At 31.8% G+C, this 21,369-nt stretch carries 16 protein-coding genes; 13 read left to right on the plus strand and 3 right to left on the minus strand.

From position 1 onward, the window contains the following. From BMY21_RS15905 to BMY21_RS15150, 11 genes are all read left to right on the plus strand, one after another. The coding region (locus BMY21_RS15905; protein ID WP_177177772.1) for an OmpL47-type beta-barrel domain-containing protein at positions 1 to 1,357 on the plus strand (1,357 nt) is incomplete at its 5' end. 16 nt (positions 1,358 to 1,373) lie between these two features. Next, positions 1,374 to 4,640, plus strand: coding sequence for a hypothetical protein (locus tag BMY21_RS15100; RefSeq protein ID WP_074645644.1), 3,267 nt, complete (start codon positions 1,374 to 1,376; stop codon positions 4,638 to 4,640). Continuing rightward, positions 4,622 to 5,812: an SH3 domain-containing protein gene (locus BMY21_RS15105; protein WP_074645646.1), complete on the plus strand. Its 1,191-nt coding sequence runs from the start codon at positions 4,622 to 4,624 to the stop codon at positions 5,810 to 5,812. The genes BMY21_RS15100 and BMY21_RS15105 overlap by 19 nt, the downstream gene beginning before the upstream one ends. Positions 5,813 to 5,856: 44 nt before the next feature. Beyond that, the gene (locus BMY21_RS15110; protein ID WP_074645648.1) at positions 5,857 to 6,744 is read left to right on the plus strand and encodes a toll/interleukin-1 receptor domain-containing protein; all 888 of its coding nucleotides are present in this window, start codon (positions 5,857 to 5,859) and stop codon (positions 6,742 to 6,744) included. An 89-nt stretch (positions 6,745 to 6,833) separates the two neighbouring features. Beyond that, positions 6,834 to 7,268 carry a type II secretion system major pseudopilin GspG gene (gene gspG, locus BMY21_RS15115; RefSeq protein ID WP_074645650.1) on the plus strand — a complete coding sequence of 145 codons (435 nt, stop codon included), beginning with the start codon at positions 6,834 to 6,836 and terminating at the stop codon, positions 7,266 to 7,268. Between the two features lie 143 nt (positions 7,269 to 7,411). Further along, entirely contained in the window at positions 7,412 to 7,885 is a 474-nt protein-coding gene (locus BMY21_RS15125) for a hypothetical protein (RefSeq protein ID WP_074645654.1), read from the plus strand. After that, positions 7,882 to 8,883, plus strand: coding sequence for a hypothetical protein (locus BMY21_RS15130; RefSeq protein WP_074645656.1), 1,002 nt, complete (start codon positions 7,882 to 7,884; stop codon positions 8,881 to 8,883). Before BMY21_RS15125 ends, BMY21_RS15130 begins: the two co-directional genes overlap by 4 nt. Further along, the gene (locus BMY21_RS15135; RefSeq protein WP_074645658.1) at positions 8,874 to 9,899 is read left to right on the plus strand and encodes a hypothetical protein; all 1,026 of its coding nucleotides are present in this window, start codon (positions 8,874 to 8,876) and stop codon (positions 9,897 to 9,899) included. The genes BMY21_RS15130 and BMY21_RS15135 overlap by 10 nt, the downstream gene beginning before the upstream one ends. Then, positions 9,892 to 10,671, plus strand: a complete 780-nt coding sequence (locus BMY21_RS15140; protein ID WP_074645661.1) for a hypothetical protein — start codon at positions 9,892 to 9,894, stop codon at positions 10,669 to 10,671. The genes BMY21_RS15135 and BMY21_RS15140 overlap by 8 nt, the downstream gene beginning before the upstream one ends. Before the next feature lies 1 nt (position 10,672). Next, the gene (locus tag BMY21_RS15145) at positions 10,673 to 11,320 is read left to right on the plus strand and encodes a tetratricopeptide repeat protein (RefSeq protein ID WP_074645662.1); all 648 of its coding nucleotides are present in this window, start codon (positions 10,673 to 10,675) and stop codon (positions 11,318 to 11,320) included. Next, entirely contained in the window at positions 11,320 to 11,778 is a 459-nt protein-coding gene (locus BMY21_RS15150; RefSeq protein ID WP_074645665.1) for a prepilin peptidase, read from the plus strand. The genes BMY21_RS15145 and BMY21_RS15150 overlap by 1 nt, the downstream gene beginning before the upstream one ends. Before the next feature lie 10 nt (positions 11,779 to 11,788). Here BMY21_RS15150 and BMY21_RS15155 read toward each other — a convergent pair whose 3' ends face one another. The 3 genes from BMY21_RS15155 to BMY21_RS15165 all read right to left on the minus strand — a co-directional run bounded on the left by BMY21_RS15155 (position 11,789) and on the right by BMY21_RS15165 (position 16,527). Beyond that, positions 11,789 to 12,784, minus strand: coding sequence for a type II secretion system F family protein (locus BMY21_RS15155; RefSeq protein ID WP_083379903.1), 996 nt, complete (start codon positions 12,782 to 12,784; stop codon positions 11,789 to 11,791). A 211-nt stretch (positions 12,785 to 12,995) separates the two neighbouring features. After that, positions 12,996 to 14,375: a GspE/PulE family protein gene (locus BMY21_RS15160; RefSeq protein ID WP_074645668.1), complete on the minus strand. Its 1,380-nt coding sequence runs from the start codon at positions 14,373 to 14,375 to the stop codon at positions 12,996 to 12,998. After that, positions 14,362 to 16,527: a secretin GspD/PilQ domain-containing protein gene (locus BMY21_RS15165; protein ID WP_074645670.1), complete on the minus strand. Its 2,166-nt coding sequence runs from the start codon at positions 16,525 to 16,527 to the stop codon at positions 14,362 to 14,364. The genes BMY21_RS15160 and BMY21_RS15165 overlap by 14 nt, the downstream gene beginning before the upstream one ends. 203 nt (positions 16,528 to 16,730) lie before the next feature. Here BMY21_RS15165 and BMY21_RS15170 point away from each other — a divergent pair, with 203 nt between their 5' ends. Then, positions 16,731 to 21,107, plus strand: a complete 4,377-nt coding sequence (locus BMY21_RS15170; protein ID WP_074645672.1) for a hypothetical protein — start codon at positions 16,731 to 16,733, stop codon at positions 21,105 to 21,107. A 14-nt stretch (positions 21,108 to 21,121) separates the two neighbouring features. Next, positions 21,122 to 21,369: hypothetical protein (locus BMY21_RS15175; RefSeq protein ID WP_143064255.1), on the plus strand; the 248-nt coding region annotated here is incomplete at its 3' end.

Consider the following 21,369-nt stretch of genomic DNA (forward strand, 5'->3'; position numbering starts at 1 on the left):
CGTAAACAATGTTTATAGTGGAAATGAGATCTGGAATGTAAAGGGTAATATTACAGCAGTTGCAATGTGTAACGGAAAACTGTTTGCTGCAGATAAGAACATCCTTCGTTCATACGAAGGCAGCAGCAATACAAGCGCTCCTTGTGTAACAGTTACTTATTCAACTCCTGCAGACGGAACTGATAACTGGTATAAGGGACTTCCTGTTGCCACAATCAAGGCTGATGATAAGGAAACTTATGTAGAAAGCATCTGGTACCGTCATAACGGAGGAGAATTCAAACCTTATACAGAATCATTTACTGTAGTTGAAGGTGACAATTTAATTGAAGCCTACGCATTTGATTCTAAGGGAATGAAGAGTGATATCGTAACAAGTTTCATAAAGACAGATATCACAATTCCAGAAAGCAGCATCTATATAACACCAGTAAAGAATGAAAAGGGCTGGTATGAAAATGATGTAACGGTACGCTTTACAGCATATGACAGCGGTTCTGGAGTAAACAGAATTGTTGTAAACGGAAATGTTTACGATAAGCCACTCGAGTTTACAAAAGAAGGTACCTATGAGCTTACATGGTATGCTGTAGATAATGCCGGAAATAAGGAAGAAGAACGTACTGAAGTTATTCAGCTGGATAAGTATAATCCGACAACTGGAATTAATGTAAGAAGTGATAAGGGCTTAAGTATCATCCGTCTTGAAGCTCAGGATAGTTATTCAGGAGTAGATTACATCAAGTATGTACTGGATAACGGAAATGAAAAGACATATGAAAAAGAGCTTTTAATTTACGAACCTGGACGTCATACAATCCGCTGGCAGGCATTTGATAAGAGCGGAAGAAAGTCTGGCCTTATGACTCAGACATTTGTAGTACAAAGAGAAGATGGAATTGGAAACTTCATGGCATTTGCTGAATTGAATGGCAAAAAGCATGAGGTAAAGACTCCGTTCTCATACGACAGCCAGATCTATGCAAATGATGCAGCAGACTATACAAAGTGGCCATACAAGTACTGGGAGCGTGCATACCTTCATACACTTCCATGGTATGTAACAGGTGGTGACTACATTCAGTATCTTGGATCAGACATGAACATAAAGGGTAAGCGAACTGTAGAGTTCTATCTGAAAAAGAATGTAACCCTTTACATGTTTGCAGGTCCTGAAATGGCTGTAGACGGCAGCTGGACATTAGTAGAAAAGAAGTTTGGTATGCAGGGTGACTGGTACCGTGAAGGCTGGAACGTCTACAAACGAAAAGCTTCTAAGGGCGAAAAGATTGTTGTAGAAGTTGGAAGCAACGTACTGGCTCTGCCAGTAATCACAGCAAAACAGGAAAATAATTAAAAATAGGAGTGCAGAAATGAAAAACATGAAAATTAAATTATTATCAGTTATGATTTCTGCTCTCCTGTGCTCACACCTGTGGGCCCAGGGGAGTGAGAGTGCAGGTCAGTGGTTTACAATAAAACTTGAAGACGAAGCTAAAACAACAACTCAAATAAAACTTACTACAGAGAACGGAATGCATATGATAAAAGGTGGTTTTAGACCATCTAAAGAACAATCTGCAGGTTATACAGCATTCTTTGTTTCTGATGATGGGAAATATTACATATATGAGTATGATTCCAAAAAAAATATAAAAAATGATTGGACTGAAGCAGATGAAAATTATAAAACTAAGCTAGAAACAATATATTCATATGTAAATAATCTAAATTTACAGGTTTTATCCGATGATTGTGAAACATATTTAACAAATGTTGGATATAAAGAAATTAATAAAAGTGATTTAAATTTTAATCACTATCGGAATAAGAATAATGGGTTTGATGATATGTCAATTTATAATAAAACAAAAGGAACTTTTGTTTTAGCCATTTTTCCTAATTCAAATAATGAAAAAATTAAAATACTATCTTTTAAGGATACAAAATCTTTTGCAGATGTATATATAAATGATAACGATTTATTGAATAAATATTTTGAATGGTTAGAAAAATCAGTATCTGAAAAAAGAATTGATTCAAACTTAAATATTTATAAAAAGATATCTCAATTAATATATGAAAGTTTAGATACATGTACTAAACGTAATAATACAAAAGAAAAATATAAATTCTTCCACTTATATGATAATGATAGTAATAAACCTATTCGACGATATATTCAATTGGCTGCAAAAAACGATAAAAATGTATTTTTTAATGAATTGCTTGGTGAAGATGCTAATCAGTATATATCAATTACAAATGCAGAAGGTGAGAAATTTGCAAAACTAATAAAAGAGACTAAAAATTATAAAAAAGGTTTTGAAAATTTAATAAAAGACAAAATTATTAAAGCTAACATCTGGCCTAAAAATCAAATTTTTATGAATGTAAATATTCATTCAGTAGTTTTAAGTGATATAACAGAAGCACGTGAAGGTGATATTGTTTTTTTTGGAAAATATGCTGAAAAATCTAACGATTCTTCTGAAAAGATATTATATGATATTGATTATGCAGTTGTAGTTGATAAAGTTAATTGTTCTGAAGAATATGGTGCAAATCAATCAAAAAGTTTAGGTGATTTATGTGTTGCTTCTATAAGTGAAGATTCTACAAAGAATAATGTAGAAAAGAAAAAATTATCAGAGTTTTTTCCAAATGGAATAATTCCTGAATATGTAGAAGTCAGACGTTTATTAAAAAAGAATAATTCATCAAATATCGAACTTAATAATACTTTTGCTTGGAATTTATTAGATACAGATATTGATCCTAATTCATTATGTATTGAAATCGGAACAATGAAAGAATCTACTCAAAAAAGTTCAGAACCATACAGATGGATTCCAAATACAGGTGATTATTTAAATCTTGAAAAAATTAGTTTAACGGCCAATAATTTAATTGGTTTACCAGTACATGGAAATAATTGGACAATTACACTTTCAGGGGCTGTTGATCGTGGATGGAGTAATGATAAAAATGATAATAAATTGTATGGCAATATTTACAATAATAGTGAATGTGAATTTGAAGTTATGATAGAAGGCCTTCCAAATAAAATGTATTTAAAAAAAGTTTCCGAAAATTCAAATAAATACGAAATTTCTGGTGATATAGTTGAATTATATGTAATTGGAAACGATAATATTTTATGCTATAAGGATAATGAGGAATTAAAGCCAGCTGTAATTCAAATTCGACCAAGTGACGCTAATAGCGCACATCCTGGTGATGATTTATTGCTAACTTTTAATATAACAAATGAAAGTGATAAAACGAAAAAAAATATAATAAATAAAAATATCACATTACAAGATAAGGATTATATTGTAGTGTATGATAAAAAGATGTTATGGCGTGCAAATCTATACATCAATTTGGCAGAAGAAAATTTGAGTATGTTAGACTGGAATAACGCTCATCCATGGAATGCACCTGCAACTTCTACTAGTATTACTGGTACCTGGGCCGATCAAGAAAATGATGACTCTTATATTCCTGAATGGAAACTAGAAAAATGGGGATGCAACGAGTGGAATAGAACATTTAATGTTTCAACTACTTCTAGTTCTGTAAAAAAGTTATCGGATTTATCTGTTGGCAATGGAGGTCAAGTTATTGAATTCTCAGATTATACTCCATTAAGAACTCTTGGTACTCAAAACAATTACATAATGGATGCTATTGCTTATAGCTATCCAGAACATCCTAAAGAACCATCTGAAGGATTTGCGGGTAGTATGGATAGTCCTTTTGATTTCTATTGGAAGTTAATTCAGCAAAAGAATGAATTAGGAAAAAAATACAATTCTTCAGGTGGAGAAAAAGATCCAAATAAGCCTAATGATTCATGGGATACAACAAAAGCTCCTAATGATAAGTGGGGTAAATATGATAAAGGAAATAGTGTTCAGAATTTTATTCCAAGTTTAGGTTTGTTTTATGGCTTTGATTCTGACTTACATGAAGCTAACTTACCTAATAGAGAAAGTAATGATTGGAATTGGCAATATACATTTGAAGCAGGAACAGATTGTGTAGGTTTTGCACAAAGATCTGCTTCATATAATGATAATAGAGTTTATACATGGATTTGTTTACCAAAGGGGATTATGGAAGTTGATGATGACAAATACAGAAGTTCAGTTTTGAATAAATATGGAGAAAATAATTGTTATAGAAACCATGTTAGAGCTAAAGGGAATTCAAAGAATGCATGGGATATATTCAATGTAAATTCAAAAGCAGAACTAACAGAGGACAATTTGTCTGAATTAAAGAAGATTGTTCCTGGAGATATTTTTAGCGAATATGGATGTATAAAAGCACAACAAGAAACTTCAACATCAAATGGTCCTAAACATATTGCAATTATAGCTTCTGTTCCTTACAATATAGATTCATACACTGATTCAAATGAATTAATGAAAAATATATATTTAATAGAAGCTACATTTACAAATAAAATTCAAAGTGTAATAAAAGTTCAAAATTTATATGACTATTATAAAAAGAAAAATCAAAGTGATAAATATTTTTATAATAAAAAAGTTAAATTTACTAAAGAAGGTTATAATATAAATTGTGAGTCATTTGCTGTAAGGAGATTATTTTGGAAAGAAACAAATTAGTACATATAAAGAAAACTTTATTAGTATTTATTAATGTTTTTATATTAAGCAATTTATTTTCTCAAAATGTTTTAAAAGCAGAGTTTGAACTACTAGCTGAATATAAAGATGAAAATAAGAAATTATTAAACTTTTATGCAAATGATTATGAATCGTATTCTCCATTAGGACCAATAATTGATTCTAATGGAAAGTTGATTTTTTTTAATTCATTAAATAATAAATTTGTATTTGATCGAAATAGTTTTTTTGAAGATAAAACTAAAAACACTTATATTGATGGTATTGCTTATTTAAATGCAGTTTCTAGTAATGGTATTAGTGTTAATCAATCAAAACAAATTTATACATACAAAAATGCAGATTGCCAATTAAATATATTCCCAGAAGATAAGGAATACCCTAGGAATTATATTCTCTTTAATAATAGTATTTTGTTTATTGAAGATAAAATGGAAGATAGTTTTATGCTGTCATTTGAGGGCAACGGTATAAAAGAAATTCCTTATAAGGATTTGCAAAATTGGTTAAATAATAATAATTTTGAATTAGGTGATGGAATTATAACATATAACAATCAGTTATATGGAAGTTTTTATGAGAATTGGTTTGAAGATTCTAGCTTATACGGCAGATTAAGAAATAATTACATAATTATTCCTGATGACAATTCAAATTGCCCACGAAACTTTACCATCCAAACTTTTGATGGTAAAGATAAACTTACATTGGAAATGAATTATAGTTTAGCTAAAAATTGTGAAAATTTCGTTGTTTCATGGGGAATTGGTAACTATGGAGAAATATATGTATTACAAGGTGAAGATTTAAATACACCTTCAAGAAAGTACTCATCAAAAAATGGAACTGCAAAATTGTATGTTATTAGAAACCATTTAAAAAATTATGGTATATTAAATGATGACAAAATCCGCTTAAGAAAAGGACCTGGAACCAATACTGAAAGTTTAGGAACATATCCAATCAAAACAGGTTTCAGAATTTTGGAAAAAAGTGGCGTAAAACAAACTATAGGTGGAGTTACTGACGAATGGATAAAAGTACGACTCTTAGACGGAACCGAAGGTTATTTCTTTGGACAGTATGTGCAGAACCTATATGATGGTCCAGGTACTCCATTACCTTGGCCGAATGTTCCTGATTGGGATTAAAAATTTTCTATTTAATAAAACTATAAAAAATTAAGAGGAAAAAAATGAAAGTATTTATTAGTTGGTCAGGTGATTTAAGTCATAAAGTTGCCATAGTTATTAGGGATTGGATTACATCTATTCTTCAATTTGTTGAACCTTATGTTTCTTCAGAAGATATTGATAAAGGTGTTCGATGGTCTTCTGATATCTCAAAAGAATTAGACAATTCTAAATTTGGAATTTTGTGTGTAACTAAAGAAAACTTTGAAGCTCCATGGTTAAATTTTGAAGCTGGAGCTTTGGGAAAAAGTTTTGAAAGCGGAAGAGTATCTCCTTTTTTATTTGGTATTGAAAGATCAGAAGTAAAAGGTCCGATTTTACAATTTCAATCTACAATTTATGATAAAGATGATGTATTAAAATTAATAAAGTCAATTAATCAGGCAAATATTGAAAAACCACTAGATGAAGCATTGATTGATAAGTCTTTTGATTTATGGTGGCCAAAATTTAAAGAAGAACTTGATAAAATAGAAATAAAAGAAAATTCTAAAACAAAGAAAACTCAGAATAAAACTGATTCTGTATTAGAGGAAATATTGGAATTAAGTCGTAGAAATCAAAGATTATTAAATAATCCAGAAAGATTGCTTCCTCAAGAATATTTGGAGATGATTGTAAACAGGAATAGAAGTTATTCTGGCGTAAGAACGTATAACCATCCGGTATTTAGAGATCTGTTTCTTAATTATCATGAATTAGAGGATTTAGTAATTCAAAAATTAAATCTTAATCCAGATATAACTGAAGAGAATATAAAAGAAATCTTTGAACCACTTAGAAGACTTGGTGAATGTATTAGATATATTGAACGGCATAGTGATTTTCCAAATGTAAAAACAGGTAGCAGGCTTCGTAGTTTTTCAACAGAAAATTTTGATAATGTCTAACTTTTATAAAAACTTATGAGAATAATTCGAAACAAATATAGTTTTTTATATACTATATTTGTTTCTTTTTATTTGGTATAATAATTATTATGAAAAAGAAATATAAAAAATATTCAGAAGGTTGGTCTTTTGTTGAGACCCTGATTGTAATGGCAATTGTTCTCATTCTTACTGCTGCTGTTGGGTTTAGTGCAATTAAGCAGATTGAGAAGGCTCGTGTCGTTACTGCAAAAAGTCAGATTGAAACTTTTTCACTGGCGCTGGATTCTTACTATATGGATGTAGGTGCTTATCCAACTTCAGAACAAGGACTTGAAGCTCTCTTTACAAAACCTGTATCACTTTCGAATAATAATTGGGATGGTCCTTATATTACAAAAGCTGTTCCAAAAGATCCATGGGGTAATGATTATCAGTATATAATTCCTGGAGAAAATGGGCTTCCTTATGGAATTTCATCTTTGGGTAAAGATGGAATGGAAGGTGGAGAAGGTAAGGATGCGGATATCAGATCCTGGGAATAAAGAAGGTTTCTCAATAGTTGAAGCTTCTGTCTCATTATTTGTAGCAGGAGTTTTACTATTGGCTGTAATAAGTTTTGTTCGAACTACTTCTAAATATACTCAGAAACTTGTAAATCGCGTGGATTCTTATATTCAATATCAAAATGAATATACTGAAAAGTCTTTATAATCATAAAAAATCTAAAGAGGCTTTTACTTATATAGAAGTAATTGTCTCTCTTCTCATTATTGCATTGCTGGCAGGTCTTTTATATTTTTCTTATGCAATCTGTATTAAAGGAATTAATTCATCCCGTAAATCTGTAAAAGAATCTATAGAATGGTTAAATACTGATTCTTTAATAAGGAAAAAAATAGAACAGGTTTCTATTCCTTTTTGGGTAACTGACTATGAATACTCCTTTTCTTCAAACAGTCTGACTTTATCATGGATAAATGGAGTTAATAATTCAGAAACTTTAAGCCTTCCTGAAATATTTAAAATTCAAACAGTTGAAACAATCGATTCAGATAATGATTCAATCAAAGGTTTAATTGTCAAATATCAATACAAGAATGCGGATTATGAATTAAAAGCTTTATTTGCTTCACGTTCTTTTGGGAGTTCTCAAATATGAAGCATAATAAAGGTTTTAGTTCACTGGAATTCATTGTTACATTATTTTTCCTTTCACTTATTCTTATTGCTTTAGGGATATTTTTAAGAGTTTCTGATTTAACTATTTCTAAGCGAACTCAGGATAAATCAGATAAAGAACAAATTGATAATATTCTAAACTCAATTTTTGAAGAAATCAAAAAAGACCATACTTCTAATGTAGATTCAAAAACTGATCCTGTATGGAAGTATAATGATACAAATATAGACGGATTTGATATTTCAATAAAATCTCTTTCCGGTTTGATAAATTTAAATTACGTTCCAAAAGAAATTCTGGTAAATACTACTCTGGTATCTGCTTTTGACTCTCCTGAATCAATTGAAAAAATAAAAAATCTGATTGAAGAAAATGGAATGATTAATTCTTACGAAGAAATCTCTGATTTAATTTCGGAAGAAAAATTTAATGAAAACTTTACTTTGCATGGCTATTTGAATTTTAATGTTGCAGATGAAATCCCTTTGGCCTTTATAGGTAATAATATAACCAACTCATATTTTGGCGATGAACTTGCAAATAAAAGAAAATCATTAAGAAATAATAAACAATTTATTCAGAGTGAAACAGAATTTAAAATGCTTTGTGGAATTCATTATGATGATATTACTCCATATATTAATTTGAATCCAACTTTAAATATAAATTTTATGAGTGAAGAAGTATTAAAAAGTTTTCTGACATATCCGCAATTTAAACTAAGTAATGCCCTGCAGAAAGCTAATACAATAATTTCACTACGGGATTCAAAAGAAATTACACAAGAAGAATTGATTTCTATTTTGGGGATTTCAAAAAATCACGAATTATACTATTATATAGGTAGTAAAACATGGTTCTGGCAAATACATATTACGGGAAAAAATACTTCTTGTAATGTGATTTTAGCGAGAGATCCTGAAGAGGGAACTTTAGGCGAACCTAAGTTTTATTTAATAGAAAAAAAATGGATATAAATAATAAGGCAAAAGATAAAAAACTCTATTTCGTTTCTCCTCTAGAAGTCAGACATTATATTCTTGATATTCCTGTTACAAAACCTAAATATCAATATAATGCTGTTAAGTTTGCATTGCGTCCTTTATATCCTGGAAATGAGAATTCAACTGTTATTGATTATATTTCCCGGAAAAAAAATATTCTCGGAATTGCTGCTAATTCAAAACGAATAGAAAATCTGAAAGAAGAATACAATTCAATTATTTCTCCTGTTCTCGTTATTTGTCAGATTATTAAAAATGGAATTGTGATTTCTGCTGGTAAAGACTGGTTAGAACTTCAGATAATAAAAGATGGTTTTCCAGTTTTCTTACAATCTTATTCATATAGAATGTATAATAAATGTCTGGAAGATGAGGAACGTCTCTCAACTGAATTTAATTTTACAGAAAAAAATAAATCAGTTTTCCTCTTTGATGTTTCTGCTTCAGATTTGCCGTGTAATTTTAATGAAAGAGGTTTTGTTGTTAAGTATATAGAAAATTATCAGAAAGCCTATAAAATTGATTCTGCTTGTCTTTATATCGAAAGAAAACAAAAAAACAATAAGGTATATCTTCTTGCTCTGATTCCGCTTCTTATTCTTTTAATTCTTCTGGATGTTTCGTATTATAAAAAAAGTAAGACACTAAAGAATGAGGCAATTGAAATTAGAAAAAATTATCAGGCTGCAAAACTGAATATTACTACCTCGAATACAAATAATGATTTTTTCGAAAGCTCAATTAATAACGTATATTCAATAACAGACATATTAAATGAAATATATAAAACATCAACTTCAATTAGAATTATTTCACTTACATTAAATGATAATAATCTGAAGTTTGAAGCAGAAAACGCAACTGCAATAAAAGTTCTGGATAAGTTATCTGAATCAGCTTTACTAAGTGATGTTGTATTACATCAATCTTTGCCGCAGGATAATGGGTTGGAACGTTTTGTAATTTCAGGGAAGATAAAGAATGACTAATAGAGAATCAAAGCTTTTAATATTTTTAATTTTCTTCTCAATTGCAGTTTTGTTTTTCTTGACTTTCCAGAATTCATTTTCGGAAATAAAAGAATCTAAACAGACTATAGAAAAATATACAGAGATGAGTCAAAAACTTCAGGTGAAAAAACAGCCTGAAAATAATAATTCCAAAACTACATCGAATGCAGCGGTTAATCAAATCCAGTCAACCTCTGAAATTACAGATTTAATTATAAAAGATTTAAGAAGGGCAGGAATTGTTCCTTTACGATATCAGATTTCAAAAGACAGTAAAGGAGAATTTATTGAAGTTTCCCTTAGCTGTAGTAATACGCGACTTGCCAATTATTTTAAACAAATGAAATCTGATATATATCCTTATACAGTATCTGTATTGAATATTAAAACAGATGCAGATAAGGTAAATGCGTCAATCAGATATTCAGTAAATCCTTCAAAAATTGTGAGTTCAGCATCTGAAAAAAGTTATCCAATTGAACGACTTTTCAGACCTGTCTATAAGAATACTGCAGTTCAAAATACAGTTGTAGAAACTCCTGCTAAAACAGAAGATAATATTCATTATAATAATGATTATACTTTTATTGGACGTGTAAAAGGTAATGATGGAATTGAATACATGTATTTGAAAAATCCAAATACAAATCGAATCTTAAAAATTGCTCCAAAAGATATTATATCTGAGGATAATGAAAAATATTTAATTTCAACAGGAACTGAAAAATTTTATATCAGGAAGGTAAATTAGTATGAAAAAAAGTCTTTATATTTTAGTAATCTCTTTACTCTTTATAACCGGATGTAAATCTACAAAGCCAGTATTACCTGTGGTACAGGGAATGATTTATGATGGAGATAATGAAGCTGTAAGTGATGTAGAAATTTATCTGAACAATCGAAAGAATGCAATATCTGATATTTATGGACATTTCACTTTGTCTGCTATGGATATTGATAAAAAATATGAGCTTAAAGCCAAAAAGAAAGGATATGAAGAAAAATACTTTTCTTTTTCTTACACTAATCCTTCGCAGGTAATTTATCTGCGTATGTATTCTTCTCGTGAACTTATTAATTTAGCTGAATCAATGGTTGAACAGAAAAAATATAATGACGCTGAAACTTACTTAATTCGTGCAGAGCAGGCTGGTGGTAGTTACTTGAGTGTTAATTATCTACGAGCTGTAATCTGTGTTTTAAAATCTGATTATGATACTGCATTAAAATATGCAAATGATATTCTTGCTGCAGGTTATGTAGATTCATATATATATATTCTTTTAGCAGATATTTATAAGAACGGTTATTCTGATATAGAAAATGAACAGTTCTATCTTAAAAAAGCCCTTAATCTTTCTTATGATCCTGCAATTCAAAAAAGAATTATTAAAGATTAATGTACTTAAAGTTAATTCTTTGTGTTTTTATTATAGTTTCACTTATTAATTCCTATCTGGATTTAAGAACCATGCATATATCAATTATTCTAAATTATATTGGAATAATTGCTTGTGTGGTTCTATATCTTTTAAATTCTCCTAAATTATTTATAAATAATTTAATGGGGAGTTTAATATTATTTTTTATTTTCATTCTCGTAAGATTAATTGCTCATAAAGGACTTGGCTGGGGAGATATTCATTACAGTCTTTTTTGTGGTTTAGTATCGGGAGTCCCTGGTTTTATATTTTCAGCTTTAATGGCATCAATTTCTGGCCTTATTATTTTTTTTATTATAAAAATCAGGATTGGCTCAAAAAGCATAAAACAAATCAGAGTACCATTTATACCAATGATGTTTTTGGGAACTTGTTTTGGCCTTGTTGCAAATAAACTGTTCGAAAAAATATGGTAGATTTTTAGTTCTATAATATTGAACCATACAAAGAGAATACCGGCACAATTACATTTATAATGAGGACAATCAGGAAAAGACCAATTAATATAATTAATGCTGGTTCAATTAATGCCATGAACTTTGTTGTGTATAAGTCTATTTCATTTTGGAAATAGTTTCGAAGCTGTGAAAAAACGTGTTCTGGTTTACCGGATTTTTCTCCAACCATCATCCATTTAATCATATAATCTGGAAATATTTTTTCATGAATTGCAAAAGCTTCTGAAAGAGATTCTCCTCTTGTGATTCTGTTTTTTACATCCTCAAGCGCTTCTTTATAAGCGCTGTTTGTCAAAACAAATTCAGATTCCTGAATAGAATCTTCAATTGTTATTCCTCCGGAAATTAAGGTTTCCATTGCGAATGAAAAGTGCAGCGTTTCAAGATATGTCAGAAATTTTCCAAATAGAGGAATATGTAAAATAAAGGAGTCTAAAAAGAGTTTGAGACCTTTGTTTGTTTTTGCAACAATTTTTAAGGTGATGATTGATAAAACAATAATCAGAATAATAATAAAAAATACGATAAATCCTGTTTCCATTCTGGAAATATTCTTTTCAAGAAGAGAAGCAGCTTCTCCACCAAATTCAATAAACATCATTTTTAATTTTGGAAAAACAAAAAAGATCATTGCAATGAAAACTAAAAATGCAGTTATAAGTACAATTAACGGATAGAGCATAGCTCCCATTAATTTATCTTTTAATTTTTTTTGTGTTTCAAGATATAAGCGAAGACGAGGGAAAATCTTTTCTACAGAACCAACTTTATCACCAACAGAAATAATACCGCGGTAAACAGAAGGAAAAATTGTATCCATCTGGTTTACGGCATTTGCAAAGGAAGTTCCTTTTTGAATTTGCTGGTATAATATGTTAGATATATTGTCATTCTTCTTATTTATTAATGAACTAATTTCGAGTGCATCTTTAATAGAAAGTCCGGAGTTTATAAGCTGCTCCATAATTTGAGTAAACTCCAAGACCTTTTTTTCATTTTTCTTAATTCTGGATTTTGAAGATTTTTTATTAATTGGAACTATTTCAAGAGGAATAAAAGAAGAATTTAAAAAAGAGTTTGAAACGTCTTCTGTGGAAACGCCTTCTTTTATTATTGTTGAGATCTTACCTGATTTATCTGAAACAATACACTTATAGCTGTTAATTTAGGTCCTCCTAAAGCATAACTTCACGTTCTGCTTCCTGGCGGGTTGTTAATCCCAATTCAATCTTTTCTTCTGCATCTTCTTTTAAGAACTGCATCTTATTTTTATGAAGGTATTTTATTATTTCATTTTGATTGGCACCGTGTTCAATAATTTCTTCCAGTCCGGAATCCATTTTTAAGGTTTCGGAAATAACAGTTCGTCCAGAGAATGATTTTTTATTTGGAGCAAGTTTTCGAACAAGACGTTGAGCAATAGCACCTTTTAAAACAGCTGCAATCAGATATGGTTCAATTCCCATATTAATGAGTCGGGGAATTACTGATGCGGCGTCATTTGTGTGCAAAGTAGAAAGAACAAGGTGTCCTGTCAAAGCCGCTCGGACAGATAATTCTGCAGTCGCTTTATCACGAATTTCTCCGACCATAATAATGTTAGGGTCCTGACGTAAAACTCTTCGCAAAATTGAATCAAAGCCGAGATTTATCTGTTCATTTATCTGAATCTGATTTACACCATCTACAATAAATTCAACCGGGTCTTCAATTGAAACAATTTTGATTTCATCAGATACCAGTTCTTTCATCATTGCATTTAAGGTTGTTGTCTTTCCACTTCCTGTCGGTCCTGTTACAAGAATAAGCCCGTGTGGAATCTTCATCATTTCGCGTATTGTTGAAAGCTGATTAGGATTAAAGCCTAAAAGATCAAGATTATCAGGAGCTGTGTTAGTTCCCAAAATACGCATTACAATAGATTCTCCACCGGTAACAGGAATAATTGAAACACGGAAATCTATATTTTCACCATTTATCGAAACTGTAATACGTCCATCTTGTGGCTGGCGTTTTTCAAGAATGTTAAGATTTGCCATGATTTTAATACGTGAAGAAACGGCGGCAAATCTTTCGTTTTCTATTGTTTTTACAGTCTGAAGTACACCATCAATTCTGTAGCGGACTTTTGCAACTTTTACTCCAGCTTCAATATGAATGTCGGAAGCCTTCATTCTGATTGCATCAATACAAATGCTGTTAACAAGATTTACTGTTGGAGCATCATTAGCCATCTTATCCAGTAAAGTTGTTTCATCAGCTTGATTATTTAGATTTGATTCAGGGAGATTATTTGCTTCTCCCATTTTATTTCCAATCCAGGAAGAAAGTTCTACAGAATCAATATAAACAAAATTTATATTTCCGGAATGATAGCCTCTGATTGTGGAAATTGTATTTTCACTTGTTTTGTCTGTTATACCTACAGTTATATCATCATCTGAAACTTCAAGAACAATAGCATGATTTCGCTCAATAAATTCCATTGAGTACTGTTCATTATCAACAGGTATATTAGAAAATGATTTAATGCTGATTATATCATTGGCGTGCATATTGCTGTCCTAAGAATTTCTGATAATAGCGTTCGATGTTAAGTGAGTCATTATAAGAGTTTCCTGTATCCTGAATTAAATGAGGTACTATATAAATAACAATTTCAGTCTTTTCTTTTGATTTAGAAGTATGCTTAAAAAGTCTTCCCAATACTGGAATCTTCCCAAGAACAGGAACACGACTTTCTGTTTCAGAGATATCTTCCTTTATTAATCCACTGATTACAACCGGTTCACCAGACATTGTTCTAACCTGAGTTGTTACAACTCTTTCTGATGTTGAAGGAAGGGTAGTTGAAGTTGATGAGCCACTGTCACTATTTTGTTTAGATACAGTCGCATTTACAGACATGGTAATCATGTTGTCACCAGATACCCAGCCATTAAGTCCAACTATAAGACCAGAAGTAATCTGCTGAGTTGTGCTTGAGCGGGTAGTGGAAGTGCTGTCATAGTTGTATTCAATATAGCGGTATGTATCTGTGTTTTGGAATTTTACTTCCTGACCTGAAAGGGCGGTAAGTGTTGTATCAGTAAATACATTTGCAGTATTGTCTGTAATTCGTGCATTGAGATTTGCAGCAAACTGATATCCGAATTTCGATATGATATCAAAGTTCAGGTTCATTATATTTGAAAGTTCACCATTAAAGATAAAACTTTCATTCCTGTTTTCATTATCTGGATTAAATGTAAAAGTTGGTTTTATTGCAGTAGAAGTTCCGTCTGTGTATTGAATTACCAGAAGCTGATACTTAATTTGTGGCTGAGGTTTATCAATTAAACTCAATTCGTGCTGCAATAATTCCTTGTTTTCTTCTGAACCTGTATAGAATAAAAGGTTTGGAAAACCAGAATCAATAACGTCTTCTTTATTGATTGATGGCGGAATGTTTTTCAAAAGAGTTTCTGCCTGTATGTACTTCAGTTTAATTGGAGTTCCTGTTTTTTTCTTATCGATACTGGCAATAAAATCTGTCAGAATATTTAAGGTTTCCTCTGTACCAGAAGCAAGCAGCGAATTAGTCCCTGGAATTACAACAGGAGGCTGCTGAATCATTTTTGCTGGAATTAAAGAAACTATTTCTTTTGCATTGATATATTTTAAATCAATCTTTTTATATTTCATTCCTCCCATTGGAGTATCAACCTTTTCGATGAAATTTCTTAAAGGTTCGATTTCTTCTTTGGTTCCGGTGAGGAGTAATGCATTATTGTTTTTATCTACCTTCATTACAGAAGAGGAAGCAAGTTCAGAAGGAATTAAAGGAGTGATATCCTGAGAAGAAATCCATCTTAAATTGATGATTTCTGTTGTTTTTAATTTACCTGAGATTCCCTTTTTCTGCAGATCGATGATATAAAAAATACCATTCTTTTCTATATAATCAGCATTTCCTTGTTCAAGAATTAAATGAAGCATAGAATGAAAATCTTTATCTGTAAAATATAGATTTTCAAGTTGTGTATCTGCCTGAACAAAGAGAGAGTATTCAACCTGCTCAAGATTAAAAAGCTTAGTGAGAGTTTCAAGGAAACGGCCTTTATCAAGATTTAAAGTATATAATGATCCGTTTTTCTTTAATGCTGTTCCACTATTATTTTTTGATCCACCTTGTTTTTCAACATTACGCTTTACGTAATAATACGAATCTGTGGATTCAACTGCATAATCTGGATATTTTTTTATACAGATTTCCAGAATTTCCTGAACTGGCAGATTTTCAATATCAAGTGTAATTGATGCAGATGGCAGAGTGTCATAAAGAATTGTTTTTCCAATTTTGTCAGACAGTTTTCTCAATACAATTCCAATTTCAATATTGTCTGCTTTAAGTGAAGTAAGACCTGATTCTTTATTATGAGAAATTTTAATTTTTGAGACAGTTATATAATTGTCTTTCTTTTCAAAATAAAGTTTGTAAGTAGATAAAAAGCGTGTAAGAGCATCATCAAGTGAAGACTCTGAAAAATAAAAAGAAGCTTTTCCGGAAACAGTTTCATCTGGAATAATTGAAACACCACTCGATTCTGCAAGAACCAGAAGAATATCTGTTATATTCTGGTTATGAAACTCCATGCTTTTAATGTTTTGAGAAAATAAAAATGAAAAAGAAAAAATTAATAAAAGTGATAATACAACTTTCTTCATATATATATTGTAGAATAGTGTGATTAAAAAGTCAAATGACGAGGAAAGTAAGAAGCTTGTAATAATGGTAACCTTAGTTATTTTTTTGTGACATTTGTCATAAAGTTATAAAAAAAATAGATTTTATATAGAAAAGGGGAAATCGATTATTGAAATTTGATTAAGTTATATATATAAATAAAATAAAAACTGGAAGTTAAAAAATGAAAAAGAAAATTTCAAGTGTCTTAGTGTTTATATTTTTTATTTCAATTGTTTATTCCAAAAACATTTATACAAAGAATGGAACCATAACAAATGGAAATTCAAATAGTGTTAATAAGCCAAATTACAAAGTTGAAATTAATTGCAATAATGAAGGTTCTGCGATTTTTAGAGAATATATTTTTGATGATGGAATTTGTTTAGTAAAAAATAATGAAAAGATTTCAATTAATTATACACGTGCAGAGGTAAGTGGAGGGGGAATGGGAGGAGGAAGTTCAACGTCTACAGTTTTACATCTTACTAAATCTGGTAATGATATAGACTATACAAATCCTTTGGAAATAAAAACAAATGAAATTTATTATTTAACACTATATTCACATTTTTCTTCTAGTTCTAGTTCTTCAAATGATACTAAATTACTTTCAATATTGATTATTGGAGTTGAAAGTAACAATATTTCTTCTATTGATAAAATTACTAATTTTAAAGGTTATTTATGTGAATATAAAAATAATAATTATGATTATAGTTTAACTGTATATTGTGAAAATGCTACTCAAAAATTTAGTAACTGGCCGATATGGTATGTAAAGAAAGGGGAGCTTATAACGATAAAATATAAACCTTATAAAAATAGTGGCTCTTCAAGTGGCTTTAATCCAGCCACTGGTGAAAGTGGTGGTGGCGGATTTTACGAGAATTCAATTTTAACCATAAATGATAAAGTCATTTCTGATAAAACAAAAACGATTAATGTAGAAGAAAATAGTGAGATAATACTTAGGTTTAAACATGATGACTCAGGAGGAGGACATATAGATCAAGAAGATGTAAAAGTCATTATAGAAGTAGATGATACGCCTCCAACAATGCCATCATCCATAACAGGATTAAGTGAAGGCTGGATAAAAGGTAATGTAGAAGTATATGCAACAGGAAGTACAGATGACAAATCAGGAGTATCAGGTTATGAATATTGCCTATGGAACAGTTCTATACCTAGTCAATATTGGACATGGAAAAAGTGTCCATATAAATCAGATGTTGCAGAAGGAAGTTATCTGGAAAACTTAATATGTTTCCGAGCAGTTGATAATGTCGGAAATGTTTCAGCAGCTAATATTTGTAGTTTAAAAATAGATAATTCAAAACCTGTAATAACGGCTGATAAAGAAGCCAATAATTGGACAAAAGATAACATAACAATAAACGCAACAGACACAGGATCGGGAGTGAATAGTTTTGAAATAAAAAAAGACAACAAGACTTATATACCCCAGACAGAGAAGCTTCTGAAAGAAACCGGAACGTATACAGTAACAGCCAGAGATAAGGTCGGAAATATAAGCAGCGAAGTAATATATAAGATAGATAAAGAACTGCCAGTAATAAACCTGAACGGATATGCTGCAGAAACATGGACAAAAGAATCTGTGAAAATAAACATAACAGATAATCATTCAGGCATCAAATCGGTAACAAAAAATCAAGAAGCACTTTCGAATTATACAGAATTTAAGATTGAATCGACCGGGCAATATGAAATTACAGCAAAAGACAAAGTAGATAATGAAAACAAAGTAACAGTAAAGATAGATAAAGTACTTCCATCTGTTTCAGAGCTGACAATCAGCGGATTCGGATACGAATCAAAAGGAGAAGCGGAATATGTGAACGCCTCTGACGTAAAGTATAATGTAACAGAGAATGATTCAGGAATAAAGAAAAATAAAAACATACTATATCTGAATGGTTCGATAGTAAACGAGAGTACAGATAAAAACGTTATATACAGAGAAAAACAGAATCTTGCAAAAGTTCAGAGAAAAGAAAATGATAAAACATTCGAATACAGCGTCAAGGTAACTGACAATGCCGGAAACGGATCAGTAGAAAAAAAGGCAAGTCTGACCATTCCAAGAACAATCATCCTGAAAACCGTAGAAAAAGAAGATGAGAATCAGGGGCTTAGAAAAAGCTGTATAAAAGACGGATACACGATAAACGGAATCCTAATAAATAAGATAAATTTTGATTTATATAAGGAAATCAGACTAAAGCGTACATTCCTCGCCGATAAACCGGAAGGACAGAACCGAAAGGAGTTCAGCTATGAAGAATACAAGGCCAGATTTGACGGCAGCGTAAGAGAAGAAGAAATAAAGAGAAACTGGGAAGAATGTGCACAGACAGTAATTACAGAAGCTGATGTAAGAAAAGTAACAATAGGCGGAGAAGAATACTGGTACTATGAAGACAAAATAAAAACAGAAAGCGGACTGGGACACAGGGGTATCAGATACCAGGCAGAATGGGACTGGAAAGCATTAGGTGTTACGGAAAGGGGAGAATATGTAACAATCGATAAAACCGCAAATACCCCGGGAAGAGTAAAAATCAGAATACAGGGAACAGATGAAAACGGACAAGAAACAAGATATGTAGTACTTGATGGAGAGGGAAAGAGGATAGAAGAAGAAAGTGATGCAGACTTTACAGTTCCAGTAAGCGGAGTAATAAGGCTTGCAGTGAAAATAGAAGATGAAGATTTTGATGATTACAGCATCGAAGCGACAGAACTTGTAAAGGCCGTATTCATGAAAGGCAGCGAACAGAGCGAAGAAACGCTTACTGTAGCAATGGAAGGCGCTGGAGCAGAAGGATACATAGTAAAAACAAACGAAAACGGAAAGCTAAAGTCACAGTTCCGTCCTGTAAACACAGGTGCGGGCAGCTGGCATGAGTTTGCAAATCCTGAAGTAAAGCTTTATTACAACAAGCCGTTTAACATGAAAATTACAATGACAGAAGGCTGTAACGGAGACAGCGGAGCCTACAAGGATGTAACTGAAAGCGGAGTAATCATGCTTATGGCAGACACTCCCAACCTTGGCGGATTTAAGCTTCTTGTCGGGAAAGCCGCCGGATATAACAAAGACGGAATAACATCACGGCCACATCAGGAAATAGGGCTTGGAATAGAGTTTAGTGAAGAGGGAGAGAATCCGGATAAGATTGAATGGAATTATGGAGACGGAGGCCAGAGTGAGGGAGACAGCGTAAAACACAAATACGACCAGTCGCCAGAGAGAAAGGGAAATACATCTGAATATGAACTTACGATAAGAGTAGTAAGCGGACAGGATGAAAAAAGAGCCTCAGTCAACGTACACATAATTGATACCCAGTACGGAACACTGCTTGGAGATGAAGAGTGGATAGGAATGCATCCGGTCCTTGGAAGAATCCAGGTGCCTGAAAATGTGACACTTAGCGTAAGTGACAACAGAAATGATAAAGAAAACCCGACAGTAATACTGGGATACGGTTCAGCGCTTGAAGAGCGAAAAGGACTTATAGAAATACTTAAGGGCGGAAAACTTTGTGTAAATGCACAGGGCGTAAGGATTACAGAGGGAAAGAACGGAACAACATTTACGGAAGTAAAGACAGAGAAAGACGGCGGAGATGACGGAAGCCTTAAATGGGGCGGAATCGTTATAAGAAGCGGCGCTGAAGAAAGCAGTATAGCTAATGCAGAAATCAGATATGCAGTAAATGGAATAAGAATTGAAAAAGGAAGCGTTCTGAAAGCCCGAAACATACAGATAAATAACTGTAAAGAACACGGACTAAAAAACGGCGGAGAAGTTACGGCAGAAAACTGTGAGATTGAAGGGGCTGACCTTGGAGTTTATGTAGAAAAAGATGCAGTTCTTGAGGTAAGAGAAAACCTTAACATATGGAATGTAGAAAACGGAATTGAATGTGACGGCAGCCTAAAAGCCGGAAGTATTGAAATCAAAGAAATATCAGAGAAAGGAATAAGCATAAAAGGAAAACTAGAAACACAAAACTACATTAAAGTTGAAGGCTGCGGAAACTGCGGAATAGAAAATGAGGAAGGAGCAAGCCTGACGGCTGGAGAAGATATCAGTGTAAAAGGCTTTGAGAAGGGAATCATAAATAAAGGAAGCATAAGATCCATCAAAGAACTTTCAGTGGAAGCCAGCAGTGATTACGGAATAAGAAATGAAGGAAGTGTAAAAACAGAGGGCCTTAGTGTAAAGAGTGTGAAGGGAAGAGGATATATCTGCGGAAGCGGAAGCAGTACGGAAGCTGGCCAGACAAAGATAGAAGCAGAGGAAATTGGAATTCATTGTACAGGAAATGCAGAGTCAGATTTTGGAAACAGTGAAGTAAGAGCCGTAACATACGGAATAAAAACAGACAGGGATGAAAAAGGAAGTCCAAAAATAAAACTGAATAAAGGAAGTATTATAGATGGAGCTTTGGTACTATGGTATGACTGGGAAGGCGGCGTACTGACTGATGAAGAAATACAGGAAAAAATCGGGAAGAATAATTAAAAAAGGTAAAGACTATGAAAAAAAATAATAAGAATAAATTTCAGAAAATAATAATATTGAGTTTTATAGTACTGGCAGAAGTATTTGGGTTATATGCCTTAATAAAAGAAACGACCTGGGGAGACAGTCTTAGTGACGGAATAAGAGACGGTCTGAACAGCGGAGTATATACGCCGGGCCGATATGCATTTGATGGAGATACACAAACCTTCTGGGCAGTTGAGAGCGGAAAAAAAGAAGGATATGCAGACAGATATTTTTC

Origin of the sequence: Treponema bryantii (genome assembly GCF_900111035.1) — a bacterium.
GTDB classification, from domain to species: domain Bacteria; phylum Spirochaetota; class Spirochaetia; order Treponematales; family Treponemataceae; genus Treponema_D; species Treponema_D bryantii_C.

Excerpts from the sequence above, each read along its gene's own strand:
- BMY21_RS15100 (WP_074645644.1), top strand. The coding sequence starts at position 1,374 with ATGAAAAACATGAAAATTAAATTATTATCAGTTATGATTTCTGCTCTC.
- BMY21_RS15110 (WP_074645648.1), top strand. The coding sequence starts at position 5,857 with ATGAAAGTATTTATTAGTTGGTCAGGTGATTTAAGTCATAAAGTTGCC.
- gspG (WP_074645650.1), top strand. The coding sequence starts at position 6,834 with ATGAAAAAGAAATATAAAAAATATTCAGAAGGTTGGTCTTTTGTTGAG.
- BMY21_RS15125 (WP_074645654.1), top strand. The coding sequence starts at position 7,412 with ATGAATATACTGAAAAGTCTTTATAATCATAAAAAATCTAAAGAGGCT.
- BMY21_RS15130 (WP_074645656.1), top strand. The coding sequence starts at position 7,882 with ATGAAGCATAATAAAGGTTTTAGTTCACTGGAATTCATTGTTACATTA.
- BMY21_RS15135 (WP_074645658.1), top strand. The coding sequence starts at position 8,874 with ATGGATATAAATAATAAGGCAAAAGATAAAAAACTCTATTTCGTTTCT.
- BMY21_RS15140 (WP_074645661.1), top strand. The coding sequence starts at position 9,892 with ATGACTAATAGAGAATCAAAGCTTTTAATATTTTTAATTTTCTTCTCA.
- BMY21_RS15145 (WP_074645662.1), top strand. The coding sequence starts at position 10,673 with ATGAAAAAAAGTCTTTATATTTTAGTAATCTCTTTACTCTTTATAACC.
- BMY21_RS15150 (WP_074645665.1), top strand. The coding sequence starts at position 11,320 with ATGTACTTAAAGTTAATTCTTTGTGTTTTTATTATAGTTTCACTTATT.
- BMY21_RS15155 (WP_083379903.1), bottom strand. The coding sequence starts at position 12,784 with ATGGAGCAGCTTATAAACTCCGGACTTTCTATTAAAGATGCACTCGAA.
- BMY21_RS15160 (WP_074645668.1), bottom strand. The coding sequence starts at position 14,375 with ATGCACGCCAATGATATAATCAGCATTAAATCATTTTCTAATATACCT.
- BMY21_RS15165 (WP_074645670.1), bottom strand. The coding sequence starts at position 16,527 with ATGAAGAAAGTTGTATTATCACTTTTATTAATTTTTTCTTTTTCATTT.
- BMY21_RS15170 (WP_074645672.1), top strand. The coding sequence starts at position 16,731 with ATGAAAAAGAAAATTTCAAGTGTCTTAGTGTTTATATTTTTTATTTCA.